Annotated in this window: 11 protein-coding genes; 7 read left to right on the top strand and 4 right to left on the bottom strand. The window is 63.1% G+C overall.

Translation table 11 applies throughout. The features are described 5' to 3' along the window. Nucleotides 1-86: 86 nt before the first annotated feature. Nucleotides 87-626 (bottom strand): hypothetical protein, encoded by a 540-nt coding sequence (locus ACE3TQ_RS25970; protein ID WP_374586502.1) that lies wholly within the window; start codon nt 624-626, stop codon nt 87-89. A gap of 438 nt (nt 627-1,064) precedes the next feature. Here ACE3TQ_RS25970 and ACE3TQ_RS25975 point away from each other — a divergent pair, with 438 nt between their 5' ends. The 5 genes from ACE3TQ_RS25975 (at nt 1,065) to ACE3TQ_RS25995 (ending at nt 5,661) form a co-directional block, all read left to right on the top strand. After that, entirely contained in the window at nt 1,065-1,250 is a 186-nt protein-coding gene (locus ACE3TQ_RS25975) for a hypothetical protein (RefSeq protein WP_374586504.1), read from the top strand. Nucleotides 1,251-1,500: 250 nt separating this feature from the next. Further along, complete coding sequence (locus tag ACE3TQ_RS25980) at nt 1,501-3,732, top strand: ankyrin repeat domain-containing protein (protein ID WP_374586506.1); 2,232 nt, start codon at nt 1,501-1,503, stop codon at nt 3,730-3,732. 184 nt (nt 3,733-3,916) lie between these two features. Further along, nucleotides 3,917-4,828, top strand: coding sequence for an ADP-ribosylglycohydrolase family protein (locus tag ACE3TQ_RS25985; RefSeq protein ID WP_374586521.1), 912 nt, complete (start codon nt 3,917-3,919; stop codon nt 4,826-4,828). Further along, nucleotides 4,829-5,305: a cupin domain-containing protein gene (locus tag ACE3TQ_RS25990; protein ID WP_374586508.1), complete on the top strand. Its 477-nt coding sequence runs from the start codon at nt 4,829-4,831 to the stop codon at nt 5,303-5,305. It begins immediately after the preceding gene. After that, nucleotides 5,302-5,661 (top strand): DUF3703 domain-containing protein, encoded by a 360-nt coding sequence (locus ACE3TQ_RS25995; protein ID WP_374586510.1) that lies wholly within the window; start codon nt 5,302-5,304, stop codon nt 5,659-5,661. The genes ACE3TQ_RS25990 and ACE3TQ_RS25995 overlap by 4 nt, the downstream gene beginning before the upstream one ends. Here the strand turns inward: ACE3TQ_RS25995 and ACE3TQ_RS26000 are convergent. Next, nucleotides 5,658-7,844, bottom strand: coding sequence for a DUF1631 family protein (locus tag ACE3TQ_RS26000; RefSeq protein ID WP_374586512.1), 2,187 nt, complete (start codon nt 7,842-7,844; stop codon nt 5,658-5,660). The two genes, ACE3TQ_RS25995 and ACE3TQ_RS26000, sit on opposite strands and share 4 nt — an antisense overlap. 91 nt (nt 7,845-7,935) lie before the next feature. Between ACE3TQ_RS26000 and ACE3TQ_RS26005 the strand changes: the two genes are divergently transcribed. Next, nucleotides 7,936-8,565 carry a TIGR02281 family clan AA aspartic protease gene (locus ACE3TQ_RS26005; protein WP_374586513.1) on the top strand — a complete coding sequence of 210 codons (630 nt, stop codon included), beginning with the start codon at nt 7,936-7,938 and terminating at the stop codon, nt 8,563-8,565. Here the strand turns inward: ACE3TQ_RS26005 and ACE3TQ_RS26010 are convergent. Then, nucleotides 8,507-9,697: an HPP family protein gene (locus tag ACE3TQ_RS26010; protein WP_374586515.1), complete on the bottom strand. Its 1,191-nt coding sequence runs from the start codon at nt 9,695-9,697 to the stop codon at nt 8,507-8,509. The two genes, ACE3TQ_RS26005 and ACE3TQ_RS26010, sit on opposite strands and share 59 nt — an antisense overlap. A gap of 31 nt (nt 9,698-9,728) precedes the next feature. Beyond that, nucleotides 9,729-10,214, bottom strand: a complete 486-nt coding sequence (locus ACE3TQ_RS26015) for an Lrp/AsnC family transcriptional regulator (protein WP_374586517.1) — start codon at nt 10,212-10,214, stop codon at nt 9,729-9,731. Nucleotides 10,215-10,314: 100 nt separating this feature from the next. Here ACE3TQ_RS26015 and ACE3TQ_RS26020 point away from each other — a divergent pair, with 100 nt between their 5' ends. Further along, a complete protein-coding gene (locus ACE3TQ_RS26020) occupies nt 10,315-12,276 on the top strand; it encodes an aminotransferase class V-fold PLP-dependent enzyme (protein ID WP_374586519.1) in 1,962 nt (653 codons plus the stop codon). Nucleotides 12,277-12,362: the final 86 nt, after the last annotated feature.

Here is a 12,362-nt window from a genome sequence, read left to right on the forward strand (position 1 = left end):
CCCCCGCTTCATTAGCTAAAATTACCCGACGCGACATCTATCCTGACATAGGGGGGAAGCTCTTTACTTTCAGAGCTTCGCGGGTATTATTGGTAACCGCGCCAGTATCGTTCGACGTGCCACAACGGCAAATCACCTATTGCAATACGAATACCGTCAATAACGGATTCATACTGGTCGGAGTTAAATTTCGACCATCGAATTTTCCTTGCTGCAGCCCATACCTGCCTTTGACCACCAATGGCGCCGTCGTACAATTCATCCAGAAGTAGGCTGTCGATGGGCGGATGAAGTGCGGCGACATTTGCGTGCGTTTGATGCCCGGCGCAAACGAATGCCCCTTTCAGATAGACATTGATTAGTTTGGCGGCGACGCCATGCGTGAAGCCATTCAAGCCCATTGCGTTGGCTGATTGGATAGCAGCATTTCTCCATTCACGGTGCTTGTTGTCCAAATCCTGGGGCGAAGGCAACAACGAGGGGCTAGCGATAAGCAACGGAAGTCCAGTCGCGTCAACGATACTCTTCCCTTGAAACACGCTAAACCGGCAGGACTTGGTACTTGCCGCGCGACTAGCCGCCCAGGCGGCGTACCGATGTTTGTGTTCTTCGATGGTGTAAGACACTCACTCTCCTTGCAATCCATAGTGATGTATATCCGGGACGCGTTAGCGCCTCCGCAGTACTACGACAACTTCCAACGCCTGTCATCGGCCGAATACGGCCCACATGGTCACAATAATATCTTGCCTGCGCGCAATGCCCATAATTTGTCACGTCCTATGGGACTTTATCGCACTGAGTCCGGTGGACCGCAGAGTTATGTTTATGGGCTAATGAGTGCACGTATTGCGTTCCTGTAGCCCACAAGTGCGATTGCCAATATTGAGCTCGCTGGTCGGAAGTCCTTGGTCGCGTGGAGAAAGCGCCTTTCATATCAACGACTTGCATTTTCAAGATTTTTTTCACAACCAGCGCGGAAGATTCGTTTGGTCCTCCGGAATAGGATCAGATCCGTTGCGATTTACGGCAACATCCCATCAACTTTTCGAAAGGAAAAAATCATGGCCAAGTCCACTGCGAAATCTCCTGCCCGTACTCCTATGACCACCGCTGCAGCTGCCCGAATTCAGAGCGCTACTGCACGCGCCAACGGCGGCAAGGTTGCCTCAGACTCCTTTGCAGCCCGTGCGCTTTCTGCGGCAGCTCATAACGCCAATGCCGGTGGCAAAGGCACCGGTAACCAGTAACATCCAACAGCCCCTGGGCGGCAGACTGTCCAGGGGCGGGAGAGCACTGTGAAATACTGTAAAGACCGAGCCATTTCCGATTTTGTGTGCCGGCTGATAGAAGAGGGCTGGAGTTATCATGCTGGTCGCTGCCATGGAAAGCTAATACACCCTTCTGGCCGTAGAATCCCGGTTCCTTGTACTCCAAGCGACTATCGAGCATTCCACAACTTCAAGCGTGACATCCGCAAACTGCTAAGGTGCTGCTGACATGAGTACAGACAAGAAGCCTTCGCCACCGTATCCTCGACTGGGCGAGCTCTATCGGGCATTGGCGGTGGCACTTGGAACCAAGGGCAATAACTCGTATGTAGACGAACTCGCCCGCAACGGCGAGTTCAACTGGCGACTACTTCCTGCGGTAAGGAACGAGCTTATAGTAGCGCCGCTGGCCAAGTACGTCGACGCTGAATTTTCAAACATGGTGGATAAAGTCATAGCTCACGTCCATAGGAACTATGTGGGTCTCGTATCGACCGTCGCGCTGGATAGTCTCAGTCGTGATGAATCCCTGCCGTTGCTTGTCGAGCACTACTTTGCACTGCACGCACTTGGTCTGATATTTGCCGTAAAACGTGGATTTGATGGCCCAGAATTGATGCAGTTACTTGACCCTGACCTGCATCCAGTTGCGGTGGTCTTAGCCTGGTTGGATGAGGGCGAGCCCATTCCCTTGGCAAAGCTGGCCTATCCAAAAACAACCGGTACTGATCGCGACAATATGGAGAAGTATCGGAAGTGGGCGAAGGGAATCGACCTTCCAGACCTTCAAAGCATCGTCAGATTTTCCGCATCACTGCAAGCAGCCGATGCTAACAAGGAAGAAAAGTGCCAGAATATGCGTCGCTGGATATTGATTGCGCGAGCTCTCGCACACTTGGAGCGCGAGTCTCCTATTCCTTTCCGAGCAGCGATGCGTCGGCACCTGCTACTTGGGATGCCGGACTTCGACATTGGCAGAGCCCTTTCCAACGCCGTCATTGAATCTGGCAAGCGTTTCTCTGCGCTGACCATGCCTGCGTTGACGCTTTATGAAAGGTTGAAACGTACCACGTCGAAGGAGATCGGCGAGCGGGACAAGCTCGAATCGCAACTGGATCAATTTGCATGCATGACACCGGAGCTCGACCCAGAGCGCCGGACTCAATTTCATATCGAATGGATGCGCGGGCGCTGGCACGTGCTCTCTGGGAAGTTTGAACAGGCACTCCCACACTACGAAGTTGCCGCAGAACTGGCCAACTACCGGGCCGGAGAGCAGCAAAAGAAGATTATTGAAGAGACTTTGGTATTGGCAGGCCATCTTCGAAAAAGAGCATTGATTAAGCGGCTTAAGCATCGGGCTGTGGCATTTGGCCTGTTCCAGAACCCACGTGGTGATGACGTAGTGGAGGATTGGGAAATCGAACATCTCAGCCAACAATTCCACTCCGTGTTTCCTGCACAAGGAAGGTTCCCAGAGTCACGTACAGAAGGAGATGATCGCGCACCGCTGCCATTCCTGGCGTTCGATGAAGAAAAAATATCAAACATTAAGGTTGATCCTCGCAATCCAGATCGAGTGGTTTCAGTCAGATCCCTCGATGGACAAATTCGCCGCTGGTCACAACTTCGACTTTTTGCTGGTTTTAACCGATTTGAAGAAGTAAAGACCTTGCTCGACCTAGGAGCGTCCGTGGATCTGCTGGATGAGTGCGGTGCCTCTGCGCTTCTCTGCGCCATCCTGCAAGCAGATCAAACCAGGGATCGTCGAGTATTGGACTTGCTTTTAGAGTGCCCCCATTCCGCCTTGGCGCTCAATAGCGCGACCACGAGAAAACAATTGACACCCTTGCTGTGCGCCATTGATTTGGGCGAACCAGATGTAGTGGAGAAATTGCTGAGGATGGGTGCCTCAGCTGACCTCCGAGGGAAAATTGTCGACCACACTCCGCTCTATCATGCATTGCAGCGGCTAGGGGCAGTTCAGAAGCCAGGGAAGCTCCATAATTTTCTTCTTCATTCGCTTGAGGAGAGCTCGGACATCATGCTGAAAGACGTCCTTCGGCGCTGGAACATCGAACCGGCCGGCGTCTTTGGTGAAGGAGAGCGTCTGCATAAACTCCTTGATGTACCAAGATACGCTGAAATCGCTAACAAGCTGGTGGAAGCCATGGTTGCGCAGAACAGCAACAAGCATTCCCTTCCCAGTCTACTTAGGATCATTGAGCTACTGCTACAGCATAAGGCGAATCCAAACTCTCACCACCACTATCCTGAAGCCGGCCGCACGCCCTTGATGTTAGCTGCCGAGAGTGATTCTACGGTGGCATTTGATCTGATGCTCCGATATAAAGGAGACCCCTTCCAGACGGACAAAGCAGGTATGAATTGCCCCAAGATTGCTATCGCTTTTGGGTCTTCCGAAGTGCTCAGGTACATGCGTAGTAAGGGGATCATGTAACAACCGTGTAGGACGAATGTGGCCGGCAGTGGAACGATGCATGAACGATCAGGAAGTCTCAAAAAACATGTGAAGACTATCATGCTGGGCCACGAAGCCGTTCGCGGAAGCCGCCGGCCCAAGCGCGCCACGTTGCCTGCTACACTGTTGCGATATCGACAAACGCCAGGAATGCCGGGAGATGATGCCAACGCTTGAAGAACGCTATCGTGGTTGCCTGCTAGGGCTGGCCTGCGGAGATGCCGTGGGGACGACGGTGGAGTTCATGCCGCGCGGTTCGTTTGCGCCGGTGACGGGGATGCGCGGCGGCGGGCCGTTCGCGCTGGCGCCGGGGCAGTGGACGGACGATACGTCGATGGCGCTGTGCCTGGCCGAGAGCCTGCTGACCAAGGGCGGCTTCGATGCGCATGACCAGATGGTGCGCTACCTGAACTGGTGGCAGTGGGGCTACCTGAGTTCGACCGGCGAATGCTTCGACATCGGCATGACGGTGCGCCAGGCGCTGGCGCGCTTCCAGGCCAGCGGCGATCCTTTCGCCGGTTCCAGCGATCCGCAGTCGGCCGGCAACGGTTCCCTCATGCGCCTGGCGCCGGTGGCCATGTTCTTCCATCCCTCGCAAGCGGATGTGCTGGAATATGCCGCACTGAGTTCGCGCACCACGCACGCGGCGCCGGAGGCGGTGGAGTGCTGTCGCCTGTTCGGCCTTTTGCTGTCGCGCGCGCTGGCCGGCATGCCGCGCGATGAGTTGCTTGATGTGGGGGCGGAGGGCTTTGCGGAATCGAAGGTGGCCCGGGTGGCGGCGCGTGCTTATGCCGGCAAGGCAAGCGATGCAGTGACCGGTTCGGGCTATTGCGTGGCCTCGCTGGAGGCTGCCCTGTGGTGCTTCGCCCAGCACGATGATTTCGAATCGACTATCCTGGCGGCGGCCAACCTGGGCGACGACGCGGACACCACGGCGGCGATCGCGGGCCAGCTTGCCGGGGCATACTACGGCGCCGGGCGGATTCCCGCAGCCTGGCTGCAGCAGCTGCATATGCGGGACGACATTGAATCGATGGCGGGCGCCCTCTTGAGAAGGGCCGCAGAAAGGCATTGAATGAGCGAGCAATACAAGCATATTGTGAAACGCCAGCAGGCCGACGAGGCGCAAGGCACGTTTTCGCATCCATGGAACCCTAACTCGGAGATTACCGGCTCGCAGCTGGCGCGCATGGCCGGGTTGAAGCGCGCCATGGTCAGCATCGGGCGCCTGAAGCCGGGCAAGGAGTCGTTTGCCTACCACCTGCACCATAACGAGGAAGAGTGGATCTACATCCTGTCCGGGCGCGGCGTGGCGCATATCGATGGCGAGGATTACATGCTGGAGCCGGGCGACTTTGTCGGCTTCCCGACGCCATCCAAGGCGCACCAGCTGATCAACCGGGGCAGCGAGGACCTGGTCTACCTGATGGGTGGCGAGAACCTGGAGAGCGAGGTGGCGGACTTCCCGGCGCTGGACCGGCGCATGGTGCGCACCGGCGACAAGATCAAGATCTACAAGCTGTCCGAAGGCAAGGACTTCGGCCCGCTATGAGCTTCGCGGACGAAATCGCGGCGGCGCGCACGCGCATGGCGGCCGGCGAGCTGGAGGCGGCCATGCGCCACCTGGAACGCGCCCATGTGATCGGCCAGCTGCAGGTGTGGCCGCACGTGCTGTCGCATTGGCTGATGCTGAAGATCGAGCTGCGGCGCGGCCGTCCGCTGGCGGTGCTGGGCCAGCTGGTGCGCATCGTGCTGGGCGCGCTGGGATCGGCGGTCAGCGTGGTGCCGACCGGGAATACCGGCGGCAGCGATATCAGCATGTTCAAGCGCCTGCCGGTGCCGCCCGAGCTGCAGGCGGAGATCGACGCCACGCAGCGCAAGGCGGGAAAGCAGCCGCCTGCGGCTTAACGCGAGGCGTCGAGCGATTCGGCGCCGGTCATCAGCGATTCCACCGCGCGCTCAAACAGCGGTGCGTATTCGAGCGGCCGCAGGCTGCCTTCGCGCATGGCCGCCAGCAGCGCGGCGCGCGAGTACACCAGCGGCGCCGGCAAGCCAGCGCCGGTGAACAGGAAGCCGGCATTGCGCGCGGTGACTGCATCCAGCCGCAGCGGCAGGTAGCTGCCGCCGGACAGCAGCTCGAAACCGTTGCCTGCGCGCGCCCATTGCAGCCATTCCTCGTCATGCGCGGCGGAGGCCAGCACCGGGTCGGGCTGCACCGTCGCCTGTTGGCCGTGCAGCGCGAACTCGGCGCGGAAGTGGTCGTGGCCGGGCAGCGCATCGGCGCCGCCGGCATCGTGCGCCGCCAGCGCTTGCGCCACGCTGGCGCCCAGGCGCTCGCGCAAGGCGGCGATGCTGAGGCGCGGCGTGGTGGCGGGTGCCAGCTTGTTGGCCATGACATCCATATGCAGCGACACCAGCTGGTCCAGCGCCGCCTGCGCCACGCCTTCCGGCATGCCGATCGCGGCCAGGCCGGCGCGCAGTTGGCGTCCCAGGCCGGGCAGCAATTTCATCAGCGCGGCGCGTTCTTCCGGCGCCTGCTTTTCCTGTCCGCTCCACACCAGTTCCGGCAGCAGCTGGCTGAAGCCGGGCTGGCTGCCCTGGGTGTGCGCCATCACCTGGGCCCAGGTGCCGCTGATGAAGTCCACCATGCGGCGGTCGATGCTGACGGTCTCCAGCTGCCCGCGCAGGGTGTCGGCGATGGCGGCCACTTGCGGCGCCACCTGCGCCGCGCGTTCGAAGGCGGGCATGCAGCGGCGCACGGCCGGCTCGCACTCGCGCAGCAGGCTGGCGAGGAAGCCATCGAATTCCAGTTCCGCGTCGGCGAAGACGGCCGGATCGTGTTCGTACTGCTGCAGCACGCGTTCGACCAGGCGCTGCACCTCGCCCTGCAGCGGCGCCAGGAGCGGCGAGCTGGCGCCGATGCCGGCGGCGGCGGAGCCGATCCGGTCCAGCAGGCGGCGCGCCGGGTGGTCGGCGTTCTGCAGTACCGACTGGTCCTGCAGGGCGGCGCGCAGGAAAGGCGTGTGCAGGCGGCACAACTGCGCGCGCAGCGCCGGCTGCAGCAGTTCATCGTTGAGGATGAATTCGAACAGCATGCCGGCCAGTTCCGCCACCACGCGCTGCGGGCCGGGCGGCAGGCCGGCCAGGCGTTCGCGCAGGGCCAATGGCGCCGGCGCGCCGGCTGCGCTGGCGGAGGCATGCTCGTGCTGCAGCTGGCGCAGGGCGCCATCGAGCTGCAGCTGGGCCGGCGCCTGCGCCGCGCGGGTGCCGCGCCGCAGGCCGGCCGGGTTGAACAGGCTGTACACCAGCTCCTGCAATTCCTGGTTGGGTTCCACGTGCTGGCGCACCGCGCCCAGCGCCGCCACGCGCCGCCGCATGGCCTGGTCGGCATCGGCCAGACCGGCGGCGGCGCGCTGCCAGTCGCGCCGTTCGCGCTCGCGCCGGCCCAGGGCGGACGGGCGCGCCAGCAGGCGCGAACGGATGCCGCGCGATTCGAATACTTCGCGCAGGCGGGTGTAGAAGTCGCCCAGCTCCGCCGTCATGGTTTGCGACAGGGTGTCGAACAGCAGCTTGCTGTGCGCCTCGTCCTCCACCATGGAGTGCAGCGCATCGTACAGCGTGCGCGCCAGCAGGTAGGGGCGGAAGGGGTTTTCGCGCTCGCGCACCTCGCTGTCGCCGTGCATCTGTGCGATGATCAGGTTCAGGTGGCCGAGACTGAGTTCGTCGGCGTCGCGCAGGCGCAGCAGCAGGCGCTCCACTTCGATCTGGCGCGTCATGACGTCGTCATCGACCAGGGTCAGGGTATCGGCGCGGAAGTCGTGCAGGCCAGTGCGCAAGTCGGTGTGCATGGTCTGCATGGCGCGAGCGAGCAGGCCGGCATAGGCGCGCTCCATGCGCGCGCGCAGGGTGGCGCCCTGTTCGCGCAGGAAGACGCGGCAGGCGGCGGGGGCGCGCTGCTCGCCGGCGGGCGCCGTGCGCACGGCTTCGCCCAGGACCTCGTCGGCCCGGTCGGTCATCCGGCGGCACAGGGTGGCAAATCCGGTTTGCGCTTCTTCAAGGGCGAGGGCAAGCACCCGTTTCAACGTTTGCATAGGGCTTAATTCTATCCAAATGTTGCAGACAAAAGGAGTAATTCCAAGCAAGATTATGTGTCAAAATGTACATTTAAGTGGAGTTTTTTACATGCGTTTTGTTTTGTTGACAGCATTGATGCTGGCTGCGGCGTCGGCGCAGGCCGATGTGTCGCTGGTGGCGGCGATGAAAGAGAAAGCGTTGTTGTCGGTGAACGGCGGCTCGCCGCGCACCTTTGCCGTGGGCGCGACCCTGCCCGATGGCAGCAAGCTGGTGGCGGTGACTCCGGAATCCGCGACGCTGGAGGATAAGGGCAAGCGCTATACGGTGCGCCTGGGCGAGTTTGCCGCATCGGGCGGCGGCACGGCCGCCAACGCGCTGGTGCTGGCGCCGGATGCCAATGGCCATTTTTCGGTGGTCGGCGAAATCAACGGCAACCCGGTGAAGATGCTGGTCGATACCGGCGCCTCGCTGGTTTCGATCCCGGCGCCGATGGCGCGCCAGTTCGGCATCGACTACCGCCTCAAGGGCCGCCGCGCCTTCTCGCAAACGGCGGCCGGCCCGGCGGAAGTGTGGATCGTCAAGCTCGATCGCGTGCGCGTGGGCGAATTCGAGTTCGCCAATGTGGAGGCCTCGATCAATGAAGCAGGCCTGCCGGTGGTCCTGCTTGGCAACTCGGTGCTCAAGCGCCTTGATATGAAGACCGAGTCGGGGATGCTGACGCTGTCCAAGCGTTTCTAGCATACAGCGCCGCCACCACGTCCGACTGCGTGACGATGCCCGCGAAGCGGTCCTCGTGGTCCAGCACCGGGATGTGGTGGAAGCCGGAATCGGCCATCAGCGGCACCAGCTCGGTGACCGGCGTATCGAGGCGCGCGGTGCGCGGCTGCCGCACCATGATCTGTCCCACCACCTCCGGCTTGTCCGAATGGCTGCTGGCGGACGGCCGCAGGAACTCCCTTAACTGGCGGCGCATGCCGTGGTAATCATCCAGCCCGCCGTGCGTCATGAAGTCGCTGGTGGTGACGATGCCGATCACGCGCCGCACCCGGTTCAGCACCGGCAGCGCCGCCACGCGGTGCTGGCGCATGTCGCGCCAGGCCTCGGCCAGCGGCGTGGCGAATTCCGCCGTTACCACATCCTTTGACATGATGTCGCCGCAGGTGATGATGCCGAAGCGGCGCTGGTAGGCGCGCTGCTCGGTTTTCAGCAGCAGCGCTTCCAGGTCGTCGCGGCTGATATCGAGCACCTGGTTGTACTGGCGCAGCACGGCATCCAGGTCTTCCGGCTGGAAGCCGAAGCGCGCGGTCGGCACGGCATCCCTGGTGGCGTGCGGGTTGGGGTGGGCCAGCTGCTGCTGGTGCGGGTAGCGGCGTCCGGTCAGGTTGTTGTAGGCCATGGCGGCCAGCACCATCAGCACGCTGTCCAGCAGCACCGGTCCCAGGGCGAAACGGTAGCCCATGGCGTGCACCGCCGGGCCGCCGATCACCATCATCAGCGCCGTGGCGCCGCCGGGCGGATGCAGGCAGCGCAGCGCGAACATGGCGGCAATCGCCAGCGGCGTGGCCAGCGCGGCGGCCAGCGGGCCGGCGCCCAGGTACTGCACGCAGGCGGCGCCCACCAGGCCCGACACCACATTGCCGCCGATGACGGACCAGGGCTGGGCCAGCGGGCTGGCGGGCAGGCAAAACAGCAGCACGGCGGAAGCGCCCATCGGCGCCACCAGCCAGATGGCGTGCTCGCCCAGCAGGTAATGCGCAAAGGCGCTGGTCAGGGCCAGGCCGAGCAGGGCGCCGGCGCTGGCGCGCAGGCGTTCGCGTTGCGAGGTATTGCTGCGCGCGGGAAGGAGGGAAGTGAGCCAGGATTTCAGCATCCCGGCATTATCCCACGGCCGCGCCAAGCTTTCAGGCGCCGGCGCCGTGCGACACCAGGTCCAGCGGCAGGCTGGTGGTGTACTTGATCTGCTCCATCGAGAACGCGGACGACACGCCGGTCAGCTGCGCCGCCTTGATCAGCTTCTTGTAAAAACGGTCATAGCCTTCGATATCGGTGGTCACCACCTTCAGCAGGTAGTCGACGTCGCCGCTCATGCGGTGGAATTCCTGCACCTCCGGCAGCGCCACCACGGCGGCGGCGAATTTGGCCAGCCATTTCTCATCGTGCTGGCTGGTGCGCACGCTGACGAACACCGTCACCGGCAAACCCGCCTTGCGGCGGTTGACGATCGCCACGCGGCGGTCGAAATAGCCATCCTCCTCCAGCCGCTTCAGGCGCTTCCAGCACGGCGTGGTCGACAAACCAACTTTTTCCGCCAGCTCGGCAACGGACAGCGTGCCATCCACCTGCAGGGCGCCAAGGATGGCGTAGTCGTAGCGGTCAAGATCGTTCATTTTTGTTTATATCGATATTTGGAATGCTTATTCTACATTGCGGCTGGTTTGGGGTAATTTTGGAATAAGCGATTCGGCGCCATTTCGTACACTATTTAGCATGAGCAAAGAAATTTACCTCGACGGGAATGCCACGACCTGCGTGCTGCCGGCTGCGATCGACGCGGCAGTGCAGGCCATGCGTGACTGTTTTGGCAATCCAAGCAGCACCCACGCCACTGGCCTCAAGGCCAAGGCCATGATGGACAGCGTGCGCCAGCGCGCCAAACGCCTGCTCGGCGTCGGCAGCGGCCGCATCATGTTCAATAGCGGCGCCACGGAAGGCATCCAGACCGCCGTGCTGTCCGCCCTGTGCGCGTTGCGCGAACGGCGCGAGCGCGGCGACGCCATCGGCAGCCTGCTGGTCTACGGCGCCACCGAGCACAAAGCCGTGCCGGAAGCGCTGGCGCACTGGAACCGCCTGTTGGGGCTCAACCTCGAACTGAAAAAACTGCCGGTGGGCGGCGACGGCCGGCACGACCTGCAAGCCCTGCGCGCGCTGGCGCCGCAGGCCGCCTTCGTCTGTACCATGGCGGCGAACAATGAAACCGGCGTGGTCAGCGACTTGGCCGGCATTGCCGCCGCCCTGCAAGAAAGCCAGGCCCTGTGGATGGTCGACTGCGTGCAGGGGCTGGGCAAGCTGGCCCTGGACCTGGGCAGCACCCGCATCGACTACGCGCCATTCTCCGGCCACAAGCTGTACGCGCCAAAAGGCATCGGCATGCTGTATGTGCGCGAAGGCGCGCCGTACACGCCGCTGGTGATGGGCGGCGGCCAGGAAGCCGGCCTGCGTTCCGGCACCGAAAACATGGCGGGCATCGCCGCACTGGGCGCCGTGCTGGCCGCGCTGGAGCAGGGCGATACCTTCCGCACGCCGGCCGAACTGCACGGCTTCCGCGAAAAACTCGCGGCCAGCCTGCGCGCCGCCTTCCCCGGCATCGTCTTCAACGCCCCGTTTGAACAGGCCTTGCCCACCACCCTGAACTTCTCCGTGCCCGGCCTGTCGAGCAAGGAATTGCTGGACGTGTTCGACGCCGCCAACGTGCGCGTCAGCGCCGGCAGCGCCTGTTCCGCCGCCAAGGCCGCGCCCAGCTATGTGCTGGACGCCATGGGCCTGCCGCACTGGCGCAGCAGCAGCGCCGTGCGCATGTCCTTCGGCCCGCTGGCCAGCGCCGACACCATCGACGAAGCCTGCGCCCGCATCGAACGCTGCGGCCACGCCCTGCGCGCGGCGGGCCTGCTGGACACCCCGGCCGGCGGCGCCAGCGCACCGGAAGGCGTGCTGCAACTGAGCCTGGGCGGCAACCACACCTGGCTGCTGCTGGACGCGCCTTCGCGCCAATGCATCGTGATCGACCCGCAGCCCGAACTGGCCGAACGCATCGACAGCCTGCTGCGCAGCCACGGCTACCAGCCGCCGCTGCGCCTCAGCACGCGCAACGGCGCAGGCTGGCCGGACGCCGGCGACATCCGCGCCTTCGGCGCGCACACCGTGCAGCGCGTGGCGCTGGAGGGCGGCCAGCATGCCTACCTGCTGTGCAGCGGAGCGCAAGTCGATTACGCCTTCACCGGCCTGGCCGCGCTGGCCGCACTGGAAGGCAAAGTGCCGGCCGACGCCCTGGTATGCGCCGGCCGCGAAGAAGTGAATGCCTGCTGCACCAGCCTGCGCGCCGAAGCACAGGCGGCCGCCGCCAACAGCGATATGCACCTGGACAGCATCGCCCTGGCGCACCTGCTGGAAGCGCACCCGCAAGCGGTGCTGGTCGATGTGCGCGAAGCGTATGAACAGGCGGCCTGCATCCCGGGTGGACGCGCCGCGCAAAGCGTGCCATTGAGCCGACTGGCCGCCTTCGTGCCGGCCTGGCTGGGCGCCGCTGACCAGCCGCCGCTGGTGTTCTTCTGCCGCAGCGGCAACCGCAGCGCCAAAGCCGCGCACTGTCTGCGCCGCCTGGGCTACCGCAACGCCTACCACCTGAGCGGCGGCATCGCCCTCGCATCACCGGCCCTCGCCCTGGCGGCCTGAACCACAAGTTTGAAAGTTGTATCCTGTTTGCGGCGGCCCTCGGGTCGCCGTTTTTTTTAGATTCGGGGTCAGGTCTGACAATCGGA

Origin of the sequence: Pseudoduganella sp. (assembly GCF_041914865.1) — a bacterium.
In the GTDB taxonomy this organism is placed as follows: Bacteria; Pseudomonadota; Gammaproteobacteria; order Burkholderiales; family Burkholderiaceae_D; genus Rugamonas.

What these genes read in the sequence shown, in the direction of transcription:
- ACE3TQ_RS25980 (WP_374586506.1), top strand. Translation starts at nt 1,501, where the DNA reads ATGAGTACAGACAAGAAGCCTTCGCCACCGTATCCTCGACTGGGCGAG.
- ACE3TQ_RS25995 (WP_374586510.1), top strand. Translation starts at nt 5,302, where the DNA reads ATGAGCTTCGCGGACGAAATCGCGGCGGCGCGCACGCGCATGGCGGCC.
- ACE3TQ_RS25975 (WP_374586504.1), top strand. Translation starts at nt 1,065, where the DNA reads ATGGCCAAGTCCACTGCGAAATCTCCTGCCCGTACTCCTATGACCACC.
- ACE3TQ_RS26000 (WP_374586512.1), bottom strand. Translation starts at nt 7,844, where the DNA reads ATGCAAACGTTGAAACGGGTGCTTGCCCTCGCCCTTGAAGAAGCGCAA.
- ACE3TQ_RS26020 (WP_374586519.1), top strand. Translation starts at nt 10,315, where the DNA reads ATGAGCAAAGAAATTTACCTCGACGGGAATGCCACGACCTGCGTGCTG.
- ACE3TQ_RS25990 (WP_374586508.1), top strand. Translation starts at nt 4,829, where the DNA reads ATGAGCGAGCAATACAAGCATATTGTGAAACGCCAGCAGGCCGACGAG.
- ACE3TQ_RS26005 (WP_374586513.1), top strand. Translation starts at nt 7,936, where the DNA reads ATGCGTTTTGTTTTGTTGACAGCATTGATGCTGGCTGCGGCGTCGGCG.
- ACE3TQ_RS26015 (WP_374586517.1), bottom strand. Translation starts at nt 10,214, where the DNA reads ATGAACGATCTTGACCGCTACGACTACGCCATCCTTGGCGCCCTGCAG.
- ACE3TQ_RS25985 (WP_374586521.1), top strand. Translation starts at nt 3,917, where the DNA reads ATGCCAACGCTTGAAGAACGCTATCGTGGTTGCCTGCTAGGGCTGGCC.
- ACE3TQ_RS26010 (WP_374586515.1), bottom strand. Translation starts at nt 9,697, where the DNA reads ATGCTGAAATCCTGGCTCACTTCCCTCCTTCCCGCGCGCAGCAATACC.